Origin of the sequence: Paenibacillus sp. FSL M8-0228, from assembly GCF_038007385.1 — a bacterium.
In the GTDB taxonomy this organism is placed as follows: Bacteria; Bacillota; Bacilli; order Paenibacillales; family Paenibacillaceae; genus Paenibacillus; species Paenibacillus polymyxa_D.
In genome coordinates this window covers 5,022,139-5,041,969 of record NZ_JBBOXA010000001.1, presented here as the reverse complement: position 1 = coordinate 5,041,969, position 19,831 = coordinate 5,022,139, and the positions used below count along the sequence as shown (strand labels likewise).

Here is a 19,831-nt window from a genome sequence, read left to right as displayed (position 1 = left end):
GCAAGTCTGGGGGAGTATAGAGTGGATAATATGGAAAGCCGCTTGGTAAGGCTGGTACAGAAAGGCGATCAGCGAGCTTTTGCGGAGTTAGTCGAGTTATATAAAGATCGGATTTTTCATCTTTCCTACCGGATGCTAGGTAATCGCCATGAGGCGGAGGATCTGGTGCAGGAAACTTTTTTGCGTGTGTATCGTAATTTGGAAAAATACGATCATGGACAGAAATTCTCAACTTGGATTTATCGAATTGCTACAAATCTGTGCATTGATCGTCTGCGAAGGAGAAAACCTACATACTCACTTGATGCTGAAATGAATGATCAGGAAGGTGTCGATGGGTACGCCATGCTCGCCAGTGAAGAGCTTACCCCTGAGGGGAGCACGCTTCTGTCTGAAACACAGGCCTTGATTCATGACGCCATCGACAGCCTTCCGGATAAATACAGAACGATTATGGTTTTACGGTACTTGCAGGAGCTTTCCTTACAGGAAATCAGCGATGTGCTCAATCTCCCAGTCACCACTATTAAGACAAGAGTACACAGGGGACGGGATTTTCTGCGCAAAAAACTGGAGCACAAGCTATAGATCATGCGCATAGATTCTAGGAAAAGAGTCTGCGTAGATGTTTTTATGAAACATAATGCTCGTTGTAACGTATGTAAGATGAGCAAAGTTTCTAAGCCGGAGCATGTTATGTTGAGAAACACGGAAGAATATTAGAAAGGATTGGCTCATATGGATTGCAAACAAGCCGTCTCTTTTATGCATGACTATCTAGATGGCGACCTGTCTGAGCAGGACAAACATGAGTTGGAACAGCACTTGTTAGACTGCCCGGAATGCCGCATGCGTTTTAAAGAGCTGGAGCGGACGGATGCGATGCTTTACGGTACACGCTATCATCAAGTGCCGTGTGTATCGGATGAGCTGACATTTCGCATTATGAATGCTTTGCCGCCGCATAAAAGACAGACTGCGGTGCCTATGCTGACCTGGGTGAAAAGGCATCCCGCTGTAACAGCCGCCGCCTTCTTCCTTATTGTTATATGCTCAAGCATGGCCAGCTTTTCTGGCACGGACCATCAATTGGTAGTCAAAGGAAGTCATCTGGATCAAGTTGTTATTCAGGGCGATACTGTGATTGTGCCTGAGGGGAAATCCATTGCCGGAGATTTAACAGTGCAAAATGGTGAAGCCCGTGTATACGGTGAAGTGGAAGGAAATGTCACTGTAATTGATGGTTCTTATTATCAAGCGTCCACCGCCCATATTGCAGGACAGGTTAAAAGTATTGATCAAACCTTGGATTGGATTTGGTACAAGGTTACTGATTTATTCGGGGGACCTTCTTCTCCATAAAAGAAGCTTGAAATGGCAAGGACGATATCGAGCGCCTCTTTCCGCTGGAAAAGGCGTTTTTTTGTATATGAAGCTGGCGAATTGTACTGTATTTTACTGATTTTGGCGGTTCTTTTGTCACACAGCTTGCAACGTGAGCCTGATCGTTATAACCTAGATAGAGAGAGCACACTGTGTACATATTACACCCACTCACTACAGAAAATTGCGGGGGCATGCGCATGTTGGATTATTTTGCGGACCTGACTTGGAAAGAGTCCATTAAAGATATTATCGACATTTTGATCGTAACCTATATTATGTATCAGCTTATTTTACTTGTTCGCGGAACGCGTGCAGTTCAATTGTTGAAAGGGATTCTGTTTCTGGTTGTCATTTGGGCGGTTAGCACCTGGTTTGATTTGTATACGCTCAAGTGGTTGATGAATCAGATGTTCACCTTTGGTGTGGTGGCTATCTTTATTATTTTTCAGCCTGAGTTGCGTCGTGCACTGGAGCAATTGGGGCGTGGCAAATTATTTGGGCGTTCGTCTGCGGATGATGAAGAGATTAACAAGTTAATCGGAGAAATGATTAAGGCGCTGAATTATTTATCACGTAGGAAAATAGGAGCTTTGGTCGTATTTGAGCGCGAGACCGGGCTAAACGAATATACGGAGTCTGGTATCAAGACACAGGCTGTAGTCAGTTCTGAACTGCTAATTAACATCTTCATTCCTAATACACCTCTGCATGATGGTGCGGTGATTATTCAAAATAAACAGATTGCTTCTGCGGCCTGTTATTTGCCATTATCGGAAAATCCGTTCATTAGCAAAGAGCTGGGAACCCGTCACCGGGCTGCGATTGGGGTGAGTGAGGTAACGGATGCCGTAACTGTCGTGGTATCGGAGGAAACAGGACAAATTTCTTTGGCCATTAATGGACAGGTCGTGCGCGACATTAAGGAAGAATCCCTAATCTCCAAGCTGTATGAGGAGTTGCGGCCAACACCGTCTTTGAAGGAAAAACGCGGCTCATTCTGGAATCGGAGGGGAGGCCGTGGAAATTCATGATGGACAAATGGATTAACAATAATACGATTTCCAAGATATTGGCGCTTGCGGTTGCTATCCTGCTGTGGGGAATGGTCCATCTAGATACAGGTACACCTTCATCTACGCTGACCGTTTCTTATAATAATAAAGTGATTGATAATGTAGCCATTCAGGCCAGTGGTCTGGATGATTCAAAATATGTATTGTCAACCATGGATACTGACCATGTTAAGATGGAGGTCAGAGGACAGCGTTCTGTGTTGACTTCCTTTTTTGCGGATAATTATCAAGCAAAGCTAAACTTAAACGGCTTAGGAGCAGGTACTAAAACATTGTCACTCGAACCGGACTTGCCGGATGGAGTGGAGTTGGTATCTATGACTCCTAACCGTGTTACAGTGACGATTGAGGAAAAACAAACGAAATCATTTAATGTATCTATAGTTCCTAAAGGAAACCCAGATGCGGGACTGCAGCTTGGTAAGCCTGTGATTGCTCCTCAGACCGTGAAGGTCACCTTGCCCAAAAGCCAGTTGAGTACCGTCACTGCCGTTCTGGGGGCTGTTAATACGGATGGCATCTCAGAAAAGTTTGAACAGAAGCGTGTAAAACTGAAGGCTTATAATAAAAAGGGACAGGAACTTACGGGAGCGGTCATTGAGCCGTCTACTGTGTCCGTTGAAATTCCGGTAACTCAGCAGGCGAAGTCTGTGCCTGTTAAGATTGTCTATTCCGGAGAGTTGCCAGACGGACTGGTGCTTTCTAAAGTGAATGCAAACGTGAAGGAAGCGGCGGTATATGCATCGCAGGATGTATTGAGCAGCCTCAGCTCTTACGTCACGGCTACATTGGATTTAAGCCAATTTACGGAAGCGGGGACTCGTACAGTTCAAGCTAATTTGGCAGCCCCCTCAGGTTCTGATAAAATCGAGCCAGGGTCCATACAAATTCAGGTGACTGTTGTTCCTTCCAATGAAGTCACAGATACGGAACGGACGCTGTCAGGCATCCCAATCGTTTTACAAGGTGCAGGAGATGGAGCGACTGCGACTGTTACAGCGCCCGCAGGCAAGACGATGGATGTTACTGTGAAGGGCCCGCAGGATCTGGTAAACAATTTAACCAATGATGATATTAGTTTGGTGGCAGATGTAAGTGGCCTCGCGGCTGGTCAACACGAGGTTACTCTGAAAGTAGGCTTGCCTAAATATATTACGCAAGCCGGAAATGCTGGCCAACTAAAGGCAACGATCAACATTGAGATCCCTTCTACGCCTGCTGTAACGAATCCGAATAGTGAGAATGAATCAAACCCCTCTGGTAGTGGCGAAAAGGGGCAGGAGAGGCCACAGGAGGGGCAAGGCAATCAAAGTGGAAACTCTGACGTTAAGACCGGGGACAACGCAGCTGCGGAGGATAAAACAAATCCTCATAACGGCGCAGATTCTTCTGCGAATGGAACCCCGGAGAACAGTCAGCCATAACATGTTTTATCTGTAGTAAATAATCATGATTTATTAGACAAAAAAAGGGAGTCATTTTACATGGGGAAATATTTTGGTACAGATGGTGTACGAGGCGTTGCTAATCAGGAACTTACAGCCGAACTGGCATATAGCATTGGCCGCTGCGGCGGATATGTTTTAGCAGGTAATGTAGAGAAACCGACAGTTGTTATTGGTATGGATACACGGATATCCGGTCTGATGCTGGAATCGGCTCTTGTAGCCGGTTTGCTGTCCATTGGAGCTAATGTGGTTCGCCTAGGTATTGTTTCGACGCCTGGGGTGGCATATCTCACACGTCAATTGAAAGCTGACGCTGGTGTAATGATCTCAGCATCACACAATCCAGTTGAAGATAACGGCATTAAGTTTTTTGGCGGTGACGGTTTTAAATTGACAGACGAAACGGAATTGAAAATTGAAGAGCTCATGGATGCAAAAGAAGACCAACTGCCTCGTCCGATTGGCGGCGGATTGGGAACGGTTGTTGTAGACGAGCATTCCCGTTACGATTATCTGGAGTTCTTGAAAACAACAATTAGCCATTCTTTTGAAGGAATAAAAATTGTACTGGATTGTGCAAACGGAGCAGCTTATGAGCTGGCGCCGAAGCTTTTTGCAGAATTGGGAGCTGAGGTGCACACCATCGGTGCCGAGCCTAACGGTTTGAACATCAATGATCATTGCGGCTCGACTCATCCTGAAAAGCTGAAAGAGGAAGTGCGCCGCTTGAAAGCGGATATTGGTCTGGCCTTTGACGGCGATGCCGACCGTCTGATCGCAATTGATGAGAACGGGGAAGAGGTAGACGGCGACTATATTCTCTGCATTTGCGGAGATGCAATGAACCGCGCTGGAAAACTCAAGGACAGCACTATTGTATCGACAGTGATGAGTAATATCGGTTTTTATAAAGCTACTGAAAAGCTGGCACTCAAGACTGCAAAAACTGCGGTCGGGGACCGTTATGTGATGGAAGAAATGCGTCGGGGTGGATTTAATCTGGGCGGTGAGCAGTCTGGTCATGTTATTTTCCTGGATCACAATACGACAGGCGATGGCATGCTGACTGGGATTCAGCTGGTAGATACCTTGAAAGCTTCCGGCAAGAAAATGAGTGAGCTAAAGTCGCTCATGAAACAGTATCCGCAAGTGCTCGTAAATGTGCGTGTGCAGGACAAACGCAATTACGAGGGGAATCCTGCTATTGCAGAAGCAATTGAGCAGGTGGAACAACAATTGGGCGATAATGGGCGTGTACTGGTTCGTGCTTCAGGCACAGAATCGCTCATTCGTGTGATGGCCGAAGGCCCGGATAAAGATGAGCTGGAGCAATTTGTCGGTCAGATCGTAGATGTCGTGAAGAAAGAATTAGTTTAAAATTTTGTAAACGTCGGTTGCCTGTGAAAAAGAAGCAGGCAACGGCGTTTGCGGTTATTTACTAGCGATTTATTGCCTTCATGGTGTAATTATGAATAAAGTGTCATTGCCAAATGATACTTAGCTGAATATAATATAGGGATGCTGTGACTCAGATAGAGAAAGCGAGGGTTGTAAGGTAACGTAATACAAGCGCCAGAGCTTGATTTTGTGCGGGGGAACTTGGTGGAGAAGCAACGGATTCAGTTGAAATAAAGTTGCTTGCAGATCGGTTCACGACAAAACAAGCTGACGAGGTGAAGGTGTTCGAAACATTCGGCGGGGACCTTCCGGTGAAGCATCAAGCCGTAAACCGGCAGCGGAAAATGAACAGGCAACTGTTTACACAACGCACCGGTAGATGCCTTTATTATTTTATAACCTAAATTATAAGATTCATTTCATGAATGTGCGGCCATCATCATTGGCGTGCGCGGTTTGGGAATTTCGTTACATTCGTGAAGAGATGCCTGTAAATTCTATAGTTATCATTGACAACTTCATAGATGAATGAACTTTATTCCACAATCTACCGCACACGTTAGTCCTGTGATGAGTCGTCTTGTGAAATGATGATCGGGAGGATAACGAATATGTGTGGCATTGTAGGATATATTGGTAATCAGAATACGCAAGAGGTATTGATTGACGGATTGAAGAAGCTGGAGTATCGCGGTTATGACTCTGCGGGTATTGCCGTGTTTACAGATTCAGGATTGCAAGTAGCCAAGGCTAAAGGTCGTCTGGCGAATCTAGAAGCTAAACTGGATGGTACGCCGTTGGTAGGCCATGCAGGTATCGGACATACACGTTGGGCAACGCACGGTAAGCCTTCTGATGAAAACTCCCATCCACATTTGGATGAGAGCCAAAAGTTCTCTGTAGTTCACAACGGAATCATTGAGAATTATCTGGAGCTGAAGGAGCAGCTGATCAGCGAAGGTCATACCTTTATTTCCGAAACGGACACCGAAGTTATTTCCCATCTGGTTGCGCGTGAATATAAAGGGGATATCGTTAAAGCAGTACAAAAAGCAATTACCTTTATGCGCGGTGCTTTTGCACTGGGTGTGCTGACAGAGCATGAGCCTAATAAGCTGGTTGCTGTTCGTCAAGCTAGCCCGCTGGTTATTGGTGTGGGAGAAGGCGAGAACTTTATCGGTTCCGACATTCCGGCTATTCTGAAATATACACGCAATGTATTTATTTTGAACGATGGCGAAATGGCTGTTTTGACCAGTGATGCTGTCGAATTAATGACAATCGAAGGCCAATTTATTTCTCGGGAAATGATTCATGTCGAATGGGATGCTGTAACAGCGGAAAAAGGCGGCTATGAGCATTTCATGCTGAAAGAAATTCACGAGCAGCCTAAGGCTTATCGTGACACAATGTTGGGCCGTATCGATAAAGATACTAAAAAAGTTGTTCTTCCTGAACTGAAGCTGACAGAAGAACAAATTAAAAATATCCGCAACATTCAAATTGTTGCGTGTGGTACAGCTTACAATGCAGGTTTGATTGGCCGTACGGTTATTGAAAGTCTGGCTCGTATACCGGTAGAGAATGATGTGGCTTCCGAATATCGTTATCGTTCACCTATCGTAACACCAGAGACATTGGTGATCGTGGTGAGCCAATCCGGTGAAACTGCTGACACGTTGGCAGCACTGCGTGAAGCACAAGCAAACGGCGCTCATGTACTGGCGATTACAAACGTAGTCGGTAGCTCCATCGCTCGTGATGCAGATGATGTGTTGGTTACACTGGCAGGACCGGAAATTGCCGTAGCCTCGACTAAAGCCTATTCTTCGCAGTTGATTGCGTTCTATCTGTTTGGTTTGTATCTCGCTCAAGTGCGTGGCACACAAACGGATGAGCAAGTAGCCCATGTGCTGGCTGCTATGGAATCTCTGCCAGAGCAAGTGGAAGAGATGCTGGGTAAAGCAGATGCGATCAAATCCTATGCTGAGCAAATTGCAAGCCACAAGCACCTGTTCTTTATTGGTCGCGGTCAGGACTATGCTGTAGTACAGGAAGGCTCCCTGAAGCTCAAGGAAATCTCCTACATTCATTCCGAGGCATATGCTGCGGGTGAGCTGAAGCACGGTACACTGGCATTGATCGAAGAGGGAATTCCAGTTATCGCTTTGGTAACACAGGAATCCGTGTTGGAGAAAACCGTGAGCAACATTAAGGAAGTCAAGGCTCGTGGTGCAGATGTTCTTGCGATTACGTACGAAGAGCACGCAGTTGAGTTGTTGAAGTCCGTGGATCAGGTATTTGCCATTCCGAAGACACTTCCAATTCTGTCTGCTGCAATTTCGGTTGTATCTCTCCAACTGTTGGCTTACTACGCTTCTCTTGCGCTGGGTCATGATGTTGATAAACCACGTAACCTGGCGAAAAGCGTTACCGTAGAATAAGCTTTAGTAAAATTCTAAATTAATTGTCTGGTGATAAAAGAGTGTGGAACCAGTAAAAGATGTATGGAACCAATAAAAAAACTGTGGAACCAGTAAAAAAAGTCTGGAACTAGTCATTTTACAAACATCAAGAAAGATCCCGATGATATATCGGGATCTTCAGATTGTCGAGAAACCCCGTCATTTTGAGACGTGGGTTTCTTTTTTACATCATAATGCTCTGGTCTCTGGAGAAGCAGGGGGGTTACCCCTGTTTCTCCAGGCGATCTAGGTGGATCGCCATCTTCTTCATGTTCTGCACGGCTGCCGTCATAAGGGCTTGTTCCCTGACGTTTGGAAGACCGCGCAAACGGCAATAGCGAAACCCATGGAGCTCTTTGGCATCCGCGAAGCTTCGCTCAATCGTCTCTTTTCGTTTGCGGTACAGCTTTTTACCAGATGGGCTCAGCCGGTTGCTCCGTACCCACTCTTTGCTGTCTTCCCAGACATGCCGAGTCACCACTTTGCGGTGGTTTCGAGACTGGGTACACTGACTTAGCAGTGGGCAATGCTGGCACTGAGCTGGGTCAGAGGCATACTGCCGGTATCCCTTACGGTCCGTCGTTCGGTAGGGCAGTTCCTGTTGGGCTGGGCATCTATACGCATTGCGTTTGGCATCGTATTCAAACTTCCATTTCGGAAACAGTCCTTGTCTGGGATGGAATCTTCGGTGAGCAATCACGGCAAAAATCTTTCGGTTCTGCAAACCTCGGCAAATCGGCGTTGTTAAATAACCTGAATCTAGTGCAACAGCTTCTACTTGAAAACCAAAACGTTCTCTTTGGCGATCCAAACGGGACAAATAGGGGACAGAATCATGTACATTCCCCGGTGTCACATGCACGTCCGTAATCAGATTGTACTTCATATCCACCGTGCGGTGGTCCAGATAGAAGAAGCCTTCGGGCTTGCCATCACGGATCATATAGCCGCTGTCCGGGTCTGTTTTGCTCACTTTAATTTCTTTTTCTTCGTTCACTTCCTCTCGGGATTTTAAGGCTTTTTTCCGTGGTTTCTCCGGTCATCCTTCACCGCTTCGTTCAGCTCGTCCATATAGTCTTTAGTATTCTGCAACACTTGTTCTTTGGTGTACTGGTGCCTGTTAGCATTGGCTTTGACGTGTGTGGAATCGGTGACGAGAACACGCCCACCCACCATTCGGTGAGAGATCGCCTGCAGCACAATTTCATCGAAGATATCTTGAAAGATCGTGGTGTCTTTAAAGCGAGTACGACGATTCCAGCTAATCGTCGTATGGTCCGGAACTTTATCCGTTAAGCCCAACCTCAGAAACCAACGATAAGCTAGGTTCGTCTGAATTTCTCGCTCGAGTTGCCGTTCTGAGCGAATGCCATAGAAATAACCGAGAAAGATCATTTTAAACAATACGGTAGGATCAATGGCAGGACGCCCGTTGTCTGCACAATACAGTGATCGAACTTTATCATCGATAAACGAAAAATCGATATACTTATCTACTTTGCGGAGCAAGTGATCTTGAGGAACCAGATCTTCGATGGAAACAAATTCGTAGGATTGTTGTTTTTCGCGGTTGGAGCGTAGCATATCAACACCATCCGTTCTACAATAGTTACCTATATTATACAACATTAACGCGGTGTCGTCTTAAACAAAATTAACATAAAATAGGCTGTCGAGACTTTCTCGACAGCCTGAAGATCCCGATGATATATCGGGATCTTTTTAGCTTAGGAGGGCAATTATGTCTACAATAGGCCAACGAATTCGAACTATTAGAAAAACAACAACTTAAATCAAATAAAGTTTGCAAATATAATTGGCATTTCTCAAAGAACGTTGAGTGAGCTGGAGCAAGATAAATACAGACCCTCTCTTGATATAATTATAGCAATTAAAGAAAACTTCAATTCCCATATAGAGTGGTTAATCTTTGGAGATACGCCTGTATCAAAAAACGCTATTTTTAATTTAGCCATTGAAGCTCAGGAATTAGAACTTATTTCTTTGTTTCGAGAACTTACTAAGGAAGATAGAGATAAAATTATTGATTTTATAAAACTGAAGATTGTTCGGTACTAATCTTTCACGAGAGCTCCTTAATGATATGTCTTAGAAATACTCATTTTAATTTTGGTACATACAAGTCACAAACGAGCTCTCTTACTTTGGAGTACAAATCCCTATTGTAATAACGGTCAATTGACAAAAAGCACGACGCGCAAGATCAGGCGTTACAAATGGAATTATTTTGAAGTAACCATTATAGGATACAGATAGAAGTACTATTCAAACGTTGATCTATACCTTATTGAGTTAACTGGTGAAATCCACTAATGGAGTAGTTTCCAACTTTCTTTGTATGGCGATTTTTGGTGGTTCCAGACTTTTTTTCTCGTGTTTATCAAGTGTCGGAGCTAATTCAATAAAATGAACAAAAGAGACGTCATTCTCAAACGTCTGTCTCCAAAGGGGGATTCCTAGTGCGGCTAGCTGGAGACTCGAAGTTATTCAGTGACAGGGAAAGGGAAGCCTGTCACTACACCCGCAGAATCTGTTTCTTTGCCTCTTGGAAGAGGTTTGACTCCCGTTGCTCTACCTGCTCATCCTGCTCTCTGAGCAGGTTTTTGCTTTTTATTGAGTAGAGTATAGAAATGAGATTATTAAGTCTTAAAGGTTCACTATGATTTGTAAACATCATATGAAACGAGGAAAGATGGGGGGAATTAATTATATTTACTCACTCTCCTAAGATATACGATTTGATAGATTAGTTGTATAGCAAGTCTTTATTGTTTACATTGAAAATAACACTTATTATGGTTCTTTCTGTAAACAAAATCACTAATCTGTCCGATACATACATAAGGATGTTTTATTGTTAAATATACCCTTGAAAATTATGATTTCACATATCATTTATATTAGATTTCGGTTTAAGATAACCAGCTATTTTAATATGTACGGTAGTATATAAATGCAGCAACCAGAAAGGAGATGGAACGTGAATCGTGAGGAAATTCTTCAACATTTTGCAAATGAGGTCCACGAACCGTTAAAGCATCAAATGTTATTTACGTTGGAAGCCTCTTTTCAAAATCGTAAGCATGCTTTGGTGAAGACATTTCGTAATTCACTGGAGCAACTACTCGGGAAAGTCAAGCAGATGCAGCGAGAAGGTACCAAGCAGGCGTTGGGATATATATCTTACTCCATGCTTCGTACCGAATTAGCAAACGGAAGGGCGACCTATTTGGTGGAGGCCATGGACAAGACGTGGTTTATGGATCGCCATCCTTGCCGAAATACTTATGATGCAGAATGGGCCTTTCGCTATTTGGACGAGTGGGAGACGGAATTAAGTAAGCATGCTAAGAAATATGGTGGAAGAATCGGCTTGGATGATATTCAAAGGATGAAATTGCGCGCGGCAATACATATTCACCAATATATCATTGCTTTGGCGCGTTTTAGTATCACAGAAGAATGGTTGGATGAAATACAGTTTGCTCATGAAATACAGTTGGAAGATGTGTTCGAGCTGAGAGTCGGAGAATATTGGGACCAAAGTGAAGTCGTTTATAAACGGGATGTGCGTGTCAAAGATTCGACGGTGACGAAAGATTGGCTTGAGGAAAAGAAGCCATATGACTACATACATGAAGTTTTTCGGGGAATTGACGGATCTCGAGGAGATTATGAGGGAATACGTCTGCAATATGCCGATTTGAGTGAAAGTTCTTTTAACAATAGTGTTTTTACAGGAGGAAATCTGATCGGTTCCCGTTGGAATAAAGCCTGTTTACAAGAAGCGGATTTTAGCGGTTGTTTGATTCAGGAAGCCCGTTTTGAACAAGCCAACTTAAAGGGAGCATCTTTCCGGGATGCAATAGCTGTACCTGGAATTTACCAGTCTAAACGATGGGAAAGACCCGGTTTTCAACCCGTAAGTTTTGCAGGAGCGGATCTTACAGGAGCTCAATTTCAGGGAGCCTACTTGAAGGATGCAGATTTCACCGGGGCCATATTGCAGGGGGCTGACTTTATGGGTGCAGCGTTTGAGGGAGCCTGCTTCAAAGGAGCGGTGCTGGATGGAAGCCGGTTTAGTTTAGGTATGCATCCAGCCGTTCAGAGTCTAACTTAATTTGGATAACACAATGTGGGACAAACGGAAAGGGAATGGAGGGAGCGTGGCATAGTGGAGTATTTCCTTTGTCAGCAGGATGATCGGATGTTGAATGCTGCTGTACCCGTGTGGGATGAAGAGGCAAATGCAGAGATGATGGACCTAAATGGCTGGACGAATTGGCCTCTATCTTATGCTGCACAGTTTAAGGTTAATGGTCACGATTATACAATTTACCCTGATATTCTAATGGGTTCCAGGATGATGGTATCTGATGCTGTGCATAAATTGTTACAGGTCTTTGTGCCGGGCTTGTTTAGCCGCATGGCTTTGCTTCGGGATATGGAACGTTCGCAGCAAAAGTTGTATTGGATGACTCAACCCCCGTTAGTGGATTGTTTGGGTGAGCAAAGTCAATTTCATCCTGGAGGAACATTGATGAAGCTAGTCGTAGATCGAAAACGTACCGAGGGGAAATCCCTATTGCAAGTTCAAGGGTTGCGTGAAACCTGCACGTTGGTCAATCTGACCTTGGCGGAAAGTCTGCTGCGGAGGGGGACAAGTGGCATCACCTTTCAGGAAGTCGTCATGCAGTAATAAAGATGGGAGTGGATAATGTATGGAACATCTGGATCAGAAAATAGTCTCGATGCTACACACAGTAGCTGTAGAAAATATCGAAAATGATCAATCTTTAATTGAGCATGAAGGGTTGAATCACGCTCACGGGAAGGAGCCGTTTGGACAGCCGCTACAAACACTTATGCAAATTGGCGGAGAAAGACTGGTCTTTGCTCAGCGACATTTGTTGGATGAACGCATTTGTATTACGATGCCAAATAGCTTTCGGGATATGCCCATGCACGAGCAACGATTAAAATATCCTTCTCATCATCGTCCGGATTTTATTTTTACCAATAACACAGGCACGATTAACTTAACCTTCAAGCATACCGAGAGTCCATTACAAACCGAAGAGTTGGAGTACTTTACGGATGAGATGGCTCAGGTGGTAAAGCAAACCCAGAAGTTGACTGAATGGTTTGGCCATGAAGTGCTGGAGAACGAAGAGTGTCGGATTGGATACTGCGAATTTATGACACCAGTATGGAACGCACGTGTATATAATTTATCCTTCTTTACGGTGCTGGAAGGACGTGCGCTAATGTGTACTTTTAACTGTACGGATGAAGAGATGGCAACCTGGCAGCCAATAGCCCGCAGTATGCTGCTAACGTTGAAAATAGAGTCTGAGCGAAAGGAAAATCAACTCTTATGACATTAACCCACATTACATATGATCGGTTGCAAATTACACCATTTGAATTGGTTAGCATTCAGGAACTCCATATGACCAAGCGGCTGAATGAGCACACCCGGCTCTCTTTTACCGCTATTTTACCTGAAGAATTACAGGACAGCTATGTCCAGTTGATCGAAGCCGATTCCCCGGTTTGTGTGTCGCAACTAGATGAAGCAGGCACTCCAACACCGCTATTTAACGGAACGGTGCTCCATATGGAAGTCAAAGTGGTCAGAGATGTGTATTACCTGGAGGTTGAGGCGATATCACACACGTATAAACTGGATATTCATAAAAAGAACAGGTCGTTTCAGGACAAAAATATGAAGGTTGAGGAATTGCTGCGGGCTGTAGGAGCAGATTATCCCGGTTTTGATATCATTGATTCCGCTACAGGGGGAGCGGCTTTAGGCCGTATAGCAGTCCAATATCGTGAAACCGATTGGGAGTTCCTCAAGCGGATCGCTTCGCGTTACCATACTTCACTCACACCTGCGTCGGTATTTGATGTGCCAAAGTGCTATTTTGGAGTCGAGGAAACCCAGTCTGGACTGGACTTAACCAATTATCATTATACCGTCAGCAAGCGAGTTGGAGATTATCGTTATTTTAACGGCAATGATACAGCACATGTAAACGAGCATGATTTTATTGATTACCGGGTTGAGGCGGAGCAGGTATTAGAGCTCGGCAGCACCGTTACCTTTAAGGGTAAAAATCTGTATGTGTACAAGGTAGACACTCATATGCAAAAAGGAATGATGCAGCACGTGTATACCCTGACTTCCCACAAGGGATTGAGACACCAAGAGGTGTTAAACGAGCAGCTTATCGGTCTGTCTTTACCTGGTAAAGTCATTCAGGTAGAGCGAGATCGTATCAAACTACATTTACATATCGATGCTGCGCAGGACCCTACAAAGGCCCACTGGTTTACCTATGTTTCTCCTTATACTGCAGAAGGACATAGCGGATGGTACGTAATGCCTGAGCTCGGGGATACCGTTCTGCTCTATTTCCCTACCCATCGAGAAGAAGAGGGCATGGCAAGTACATCTTTGCGCGAAAAGAATCGGAGTGCGGGGCAACACGCTCTTGCACATCCTGACATCAAATTGTTTCGTACCGCGCACGGCAAGGAAATCAAATTAACCCCTGATGAAATTATCATCACCAGTAAAGAGGGGACGATGTATATCCAGTTAAATGAGAAAAATGGAATTCACATTGTAAGCGATAAACAGATTCAATTTTCAGCAGGAGGGAATATCTCCCTTCATTCCGGCAGTAAAGTGAAAATCACGGCCGGGGATGAAATTCAAATGACGAGCAAAGGCAGTACCGTATCGTTGGGTGGAATAACCAATGTTCTGGGTAGCGAAGTGAAAACAAACTAAGAAAGGACATGGGGAAGGGGAAGAGAAGAATGGCAAAAAAATCTCATTCGGAAGAGGGAACTATTCAGGCTGGACGGGGAAGCAAGCAGGGCTACGTAGTTGCCGGGGCCATCTTGAGCTGCAGCTTTGGTACGCAGCCGACACGGCTCAAACGACCGTTCAGTCACGGCGTATATGTGAAGGAGAAAGCCCAAATGAATGTTGGAGATTACTTGCCCGGCACCAATATCAGCAATTTTGGCCGTTGCTCCTGCCCAGCCAATCCAGCGGTCAAAAGCAGTGACATGGTCGATATTTATGGGGTCAAAAAAGCGAACTGTGTTCCGGTGATCACCGGACCCTGGATCGGGGGCAAAAGCGATGTGCTTGTGGAAGGAGAACCGGCCTTGCTGGACCAATGCTCGAATGCGTGCCTATACGGGGGAATGATTCGGATTACAGACGATGGCCAGACGCTGGAGTAAGGAGGTACAAGTTGGATCACATACAAACGATGTTAACGTATAAGGAACTGGAATGTACAGGTCCATATCCTCTTCAAACGATAAACGAACTGCGTATCGAACGAAAACTAAATGACCACGTCCGGTTAAAGATCAGTGGATGGATAGATGAGGAACAGAGAGATCATTACATAGAACAGGATCAGGATAACGAACCGGTCATTATCCGTACCAAAACAGAAAATGATCAGCCTGAACGCATTTTGTTCCATGGTTTACTGGTCCATGCAGAAACACGGATGGTGCGTGGCATCTATTATGTGGAGCTTGAAGCCGTATCTCATACAATTCAGTTGGATATCACACCTGTAACTCGTTCTTATCAGGATACTTTAATGCCCTACGGAAATTTGATCAAGCAAATCATACAGAAGTACAGCCAGGCCGATGTTATTGATAACGTAACAAATGGTGCTACCCTGCATGCATTTACTTTACAGTATCAGGAGACGGATTGGGCCTTTCTCAAACGGGTCGCTTCCCGATTTGGAGCTATGCTGGTCCCGGAAATTTCACTAAACGGGCCCAAATTCTGGTTGGGTATGCCGGAGGGACAATACGTTGAAATGAAGCATCCCGTTTACCGTACTCGGCGCAGTTTTGATCCCAACAGCAAAACAAAATTTAGCTACTTGCTGCAGAGTGAAAAGCTTGCCCGGCCCGGGGATCTGACGGATTGGAATGGCGAGCAATGGATGGTAGCGGAAGTCACTTCTGAATTGCAAAAAGGAGTACTGCTACACGAGTATGAACTGGTTCACGAACAGGGGATTCAGCAAACAGAGATTTTGTACTCGAACCTCACCGGAGCCTCACTGGAAGGGCATGTATTAGAGGTCCAGTCAGGCCGAATACGTGTTCATCTTACAGTGGATGAAAAGCAGGATCGGGAAACGGCATGGTGGTTTCCATATGCTAGCAGTTATACAGCCGAAGGGAATAGCGGTTTGTACGTCATGCCGGAACGAGGAGATAGGGTATCCGTCCGGTTCCCTACAGAGCAGGAGGCGGATGGATATGCGGCAAGCTCCATACGACAAGGGAGAAACTCGCCAAAGCTCGCTGACCCAGCCACCAAGTATTGGGGGACACCTCATGACAAGGATATCAAGCTAAGTGCCAGTGAGTTGAAGATGACGGCCAAGTCGGAGCAGGTTTACATTCAATTGAATGCATCGGGTGTTCAGGTCGTCAGTGAGCATGAATTGTCATTGTCGGCGGGCAATACACTTTCATTGCATGCAGATGGGGAACTAAATATTCAAGCTGCCGAGGCCATCTATTTCAAAGCAGGCAGCAGCAGTTTGATGCTGGACGGTGAAACGGATATCCGATCCGCTAAAGTTCAACTGGAAGGGACGGTTAAAAAACCGGTTTTTGTAGCCGAACTGGCTCCGGTCTGGGAACCGCCATTAATGTCTGTAAAAGCCTATGCAGAGGCGCAGGCGGCGAAAAGTACAGCAAGCAGCAGTACAGGAGGAAGCTCCAATTCAGGCGCTACATCGAAAGATGAGGGAGCCGTTAAGTCAGCCGTAAACACTCCCAGCTCACCGAAGGCCAGTCTACTGGATGGTGTATTGGGACTAGCCCAGAAAGTATGTGATGTGGCTGGGTCTATTCCTGTCTTGGGAGCCATTCCAAAAGCAGCAAGTCAAAAAATAGCTTCGATTCGTTCCGAGGTCGCTTCCTCCGGACCGTCATCCATAGTTAAATATGCGGCAGCAGGCTTGTCCATGATCGCCAGTGTACCTTCCCATGGTTGGGGAGTGGTGTTGGGGAAGACCGCCAAGGTTGCTGCCCAAACCTTACAGGCGCATGCGGAGGAACAGAGGGCGCGTGAACAACATGCGATGATGGATTTCCTGGGCAAGGTGTGGACGAGTGCCAGAGGATATGGAGGAGTACAATCCATATCGGATTTCATCAACTATGTAAAAGGAGTCAATCAGGCTTCCGTCCAAGCCTATAGTGATATTCCTTCTGATATACGGGAACGCTGGTATCAAAGAAATGTGGATCAACAGTTTGAGGATGCGCTGGATGCTTATTATAATAATCAGGATCTCTCCACAGATATAATTGCATTAATGGAGCATCAGCGGCAGACAGACAACCATTTTCGATATAGTGACAGAGCTTTGATGAGTTCCAAGTATCGGGACGATATGAAAGGATACACGACGGAACAGAAAAAATATTTGATTGATTTTCTGAATTCAATTGACGATTATAGAAAAGAGTATGGGCCGTTTAGGGAAAGTCCTTTTATGAAAGATCTGGATAAGACTGAGCGGATTGTGTTGAGTGAAATCAAAAACTCCTCTCATGAATATCTAGAGGCAACATGGGAGCGAATACGTAACTTTCCTAATCTAGATATTAGCCAAATGGTAGTCGATAACTTTAAAGGAAAACAAGACGTAGCAGATAAAATTGTTAAAGTCATAACGCAACCAGAGGCTGTTTATGAAAAAGCAAAAAATAGCTCCAAACAAGAAAATGCCCATCTGTTAGTAGAAGCAGCATTTGCGTTTGTAGTTGGAAGGAAAGGAAAGAAAGGAAAGGAAGGAAAGAAACATTCCAAAGATGACGGTGCTTCACCAGGAGGATCGCATAAGAAGGATGATCATCTCTCTGAGGGGCCAGAATCTATACCACCTGAGAAATTATTAGGAATTGAACATGCAAATATACTAAATCCAAGAGATTCCTTAAATCAAAAAATTCCAGTAAGAGGCGGTATATCAGGAAAAACAGAAAGTCGTCATTTAACTAAACATGAGAGAAATTTAGCTAATCAAATTCTTGATGATATTTCAGCGCAAGCTCGGGGTGACAAAAGCGCTAAAGCGCGTTTAGAGGCATTAAACGATCATGTTCTTGATAATAGGCGTAATGGGCAGAATTACGCAGGGTGGAATTCTGTATATATACGAGATGAACATGGAAACAATGGTGTAATGCGAATTATTTATAAGCAAACTCCTAAAGGGATTGAGTGGCATGTAGTACAATGGCACTAGGCTTTCTATGGTAGAATTGCTTTTATTGCCATTAATCTGATATAAAGTCGTGTAAAAAGTTAAATTAAGTAACACTAACAATAGAAAGGGAGAAAGTCTAGTGGACGAGAAAGTTAAATATATTAATGAGCTATTCAAATATCTAACACAAAATAATGATACAAAAGAATATCAAACGTTTTTTGCTCTACTAGAAAAAGTAAAATATAATCCTAGCTTGCTAGAATATTACGGAGAAGAATTTGTTGAACATTTGATAGACCTTCTCCCGCGTATAGAAGATAAGTATGATCAAGCTTCAGTAATAGAAACAATCATTGAATGTTTAGACATTTACACATTTAGTGAAAACTACCTTAAGGAAATCTTTGATAAATATATGTTATGTGTAGCTGAAAAAGCTGTTAATGTGAAAGGAATGTCAGCTTGTTTAATAGGGTTTATACAAGCGGGAATTAGTGAAAAAGAAATAATTAAGAAGTTGGAAGAGAATTTAGAGAAAGAACACTTAATAAACGTACTCTCAAAAATGTACATCAATTTTCTTGCTAATTCTGTAGAAGCCAAATCTTACTTGATGAAGGAAGTACAAGAAGCTTATTATTTAATCCAGCGTTCTGGAATTATCGCTCAATTTTTATTATTAGTGCATCCACACGTTCGGAAATATGCGGGAATAAGTCAGATCACATTCTTATACGATTCATACAGAGGTGTGTATGAGGATTGCTGGCCAAGAGGGTTACTTCCCAATATGAAAGACACGCTTATTAAGTCAAAGGTGCTGTCATCAAAGGAAGTAAGTATTTTAGAAGAGTTGGATAGGTTAATCAATAAGCAGGAAAAAGAATTAGATTCGATGGAAGTTAGAAAATTGTATGAAGATTTTTTCGAAGGTAAAGATCCACTTGAGGTAATTTTTACTTTGCCAGTGTAGAAAATTACGTAAAGAGTTCTACCTAACCACTTGATGATATGTTCCTTGGATTAAGCAGGCGTTAGATAACGAAGCCAAGCAAATTCGATTATTCTTACTCCTGCTAAGATTGAATTGATATATTATTCCGATGGACATATTCAAAATTAAATAATCGCCCTATGCTTCTGTGTGTGATTCCTACCTATAGAGTGTCTACCATATAAGGGGAAATATCTCGAAAGGAGAAATCGTTTATATCATCCTGTAAAAGACTGCATTCAAAAGTTTGGGCTAACACATCGGGCGTTTGTCGTTCTGTATGATATCTCTTGAGAGGTTTCGTAGTTGCTTGTTTATTGCTACACTAATTCCCTCACCCGCTTCGGCTACGATGAACAGGAAGCATATATCTTATGATGGAAGTGAAGAGCAGCAAGAACCTACCGCCGCAGCGGTAGGCAGGGTGAATCAATGAAGCATCTCCTTTAGATACGACATAGTCCTTATACGGCGGGAGGATGTGCTTGAATATGATTCTGAAAATATGGACGAGCTTGCTAATTTCGTCAAGCATATCAAAAACCAGTCGGCAATCTTCTACAACAAATTTATGAAGAAGATTTAATAATGCCAATTACACGATATCAAAATAATCAAAAAAACTTGTTTTGATGCAGAAACGACACTCCTTTTCTTTATCACGATATAAAATATTCTTCTCCTCACAACTTAATAAGGGAGAGCATTACTTAAATTGGGTAAGACAGTTTGTGGGTTTAAACTTTATAATGAT

At 43.9% G+C, this 19,831-nt stretch carries 15 protein-coding genes; 14 read left to right on the top strand and 1 reads right to left on the bottom strand.

What is annotated here, in order from left to right; translation table 11 throughout:
• The first annotated feature begins 21 nt into the window (after positions 1–21).
• The 6 genes from sigW (at position 22) to glmS (ending at position 7,749) form a co-directional block, all read left to right on the top strand.
• Entirely contained in the window at positions 22–588 is a 567-nt protein-coding gene (sigW, locus tag MKY98_RS22680) for an RNA polymerase sigma factor SigW (protein ID WP_016818747.1), read from the top strand.
• A 150-nt stretch (positions 589–738) separates the two neighbouring features.
• Positions 739–1,362, top strand: coding sequence for an anti-sigma factor (locus MKY98_RS22675; protein ID WP_069011562.1), 624 nt, complete (start codon positions 739–741; stop codon positions 1,360–1,362).
• A gap of 221 nt (positions 1,363–1,583) precedes the next feature.
• On the top strand, positions 1,584–2,417 hold the full coding sequence (cdaA, locus tag MKY98_RS22670; RefSeq protein WP_013312127.1) for a diadenylate cyclase CdaA: 834 nt from the start codon (positions 1,584–1,586) through the stop codon (positions 2,415–2,417).
• Positions 2,414–3,883, top strand: coding sequence for a CdaR family protein (locus tag MKY98_RS22665; protein ID WP_069011563.1), 1,470 nt, complete (start codon positions 2,414–2,416; stop codon positions 3,881–3,883). Before cdaA ends, MKY98_RS22665 begins: the two co-directional genes overlap by 4 nt.
• 60 nt (positions 3,884–3,943) lie before the next feature.
• Positions 3,944–5,284, top strand: coding sequence for a phosphoglucosamine mutase (gene glmM, locus MKY98_RS22660; protein WP_029516808.1), 1,341 nt, complete (start codon positions 3,944–3,946; stop codon positions 5,282–5,284).
• Positions 5,285–5,916: 632 nt separating this feature from the next.
• Positions 5,917–7,749: a glutamine--fructose-6-phosphate transaminase (isomerizing) gene (gene glmS / locus MKY98_RS22655; RefSeq protein WP_029516807.1), complete on the top strand. Its 1,833-nt coding sequence runs from the start codon at positions 5,917–5,919 to the stop codon at positions 7,747–7,749.
• 244 nt (positions 7,750–7,993) lie between these two features.
• Here the strand turns inward: glmS and MKY98_RS22650 are convergent.
• Positions 7,994–9,354, bottom strand: a protein-coding gene (locus MKY98_RS22650) for an IS1182 family transposase (RefSeq protein ID WP_341011439.1) whose coding sequence is annotated in 2 segments (ribosomal slippage) — positions 7,994–8,787 and positions 8,787–9,354 — 1,362 coding nt in all. Because the reading frame shifts where the segments join, the coding sequence is not laid out codon by codon here.
• 252 nt (positions 9,355–9,606) lie between these two features.
• On the opposite strand from MKY98_RS22650, the gene MKY98_RS22645 reads away from it, so the two are divergent.
• The 8 genes from MKY98_RS22645 to MKY98_RS22610 all read left to right on the top strand — a co-directional run bounded on the left by MKY98_RS22645 (position 9,607) and on the right by MKY98_RS22610 (position 19,056).
• A complete protein-coding gene (locus MKY98_RS22645) occupies positions 9,607–9,849 on the top strand; it encodes a hypothetical protein (RefSeq protein WP_176715757.1) in 243 nt (80 codons plus the stop codon).
• 922 nt (positions 9,850–10,771) lie between these two features.
• Positions 10,772–11,911, top strand: coding sequence for a pentapeptide repeat-containing protein (locus tag MKY98_RS22640; protein WP_069012445.1), 1,140 nt, complete (start codon positions 10,772–10,774; stop codon positions 11,909–11,911).
• A 54-nt stretch (positions 11,912–11,965) separates the two neighbouring features.
• The gene (locus MKY98_RS22635; RefSeq protein ID WP_256026119.1) at positions 11,966–12,490 is read left to right on the top strand and encodes a hypothetical protein; all 525 of its coding nucleotides are present in this window, start codon (positions 11,966–11,968) and stop codon (positions 12,488–12,490) included.
• A gap of 22 nt (positions 12,491–12,512) precedes the next feature.
• Positions 12,513–13,172, top strand: a complete 660-nt coding sequence (locus tag MKY98_RS22630; RefSeq protein ID WP_069012443.1) for a hypothetical protein — start codon at positions 12,513–12,515, stop codon at positions 13,170–13,172.
• The gene (locus MKY98_RS22625) at positions 13,169–14,593 is read left to right on the top strand and encodes a phage baseplate assembly protein V (RefSeq protein WP_069012442.1); all 1,425 of its coding nucleotides are present in this window, start codon (positions 13,169–13,171) and stop codon (positions 14,591–14,593) included. Before MKY98_RS22630 ends, MKY98_RS22625 begins: the two co-directional genes overlap by 4 nt.
• Before the next feature lie 29 nt (positions 14,594–14,622).
• Positions 14,623–15,057, top strand: a complete 435-nt coding sequence (locus MKY98_RS22620) for a DUF4280 domain-containing protein (protein WP_069012441.1) — start codon at positions 14,623–14,625, stop codon at positions 15,055–15,057.
• Positions 15,058–15,068: 11 nt separating this feature from the next.
• Complete coding sequence (locus tag MKY98_RS22615) at positions 15,069–18,119, top strand: phage baseplate assembly protein V (protein ID WP_069012440.1); 3,051 nt, start codon at positions 15,069–15,071, stop codon at positions 18,117–18,119.
• 100 nt (positions 18,120–18,219) lie between these two features.
• A complete protein-coding gene (locus tag MKY98_RS22610) occupies positions 18,220–19,056 on the top strand; it encodes a hypothetical protein (protein ID WP_069012439.1) in 837 nt (278 codons plus the stop codon).
• The last annotated feature ends 775 nt before the right edge of the window (positions 19,057–19,831 follow it).

What these genes read in the sequence shown, in the direction of transcription:
- MKY98_RS22675 (WP_069011562.1), top strand. Translation starts at nt 739, where the DNA reads ATGGATTGCAAACAAGCCGTCTCTTTTATGCATGACTATCTAGATGGC.
- cdaA (WP_013312127.1), top strand. Translation starts at nt 1,584, where the DNA reads ATGTTGGATTATTTTGCGGACCTGACTTGGAAAGAGTCCATTAAAGAT.
- MKY98_RS22665 (WP_069011563.1), top strand. Translation starts at nt 2,414, where the DNA reads ATGATGGACAAATGGATTAACAATAATACGATTTCCAAGATATTGGCG.
- glmM (WP_029516808.1), top strand. Translation starts at nt 3,944, where the DNA reads ATGGGGAAATATTTTGGTACAGATGGTGTACGAGGCGTTGCTAATCAG.
- glmS (WP_029516807.1), top strand. Translation starts at nt 5,917, where the DNA reads ATGTGTGGCATTGTAGGATATATTGGTAATCAGAATACGCAAGAGGTA.
- MKY98_RS22630 (WP_069012443.1), top strand. Translation starts at nt 12,513, where the DNA reads ATGGAACATCTGGATCAGAAAATAGTCTCGATGCTACACACAGTAGCT.
- MKY98_RS22625 (WP_069012442.1), top strand. Translation starts at nt 13,169, where the DNA reads ATGACATTAACCCACATTACATATGATCGGTTGCAAATTACACCATTT.
- MKY98_RS22620 (WP_069012441.1), top strand. Translation starts at nt 14,623, where the DNA reads ATGGCAAAAAAATCTCATTCGGAAGAGGGAACTATTCAGGCTGGACGG.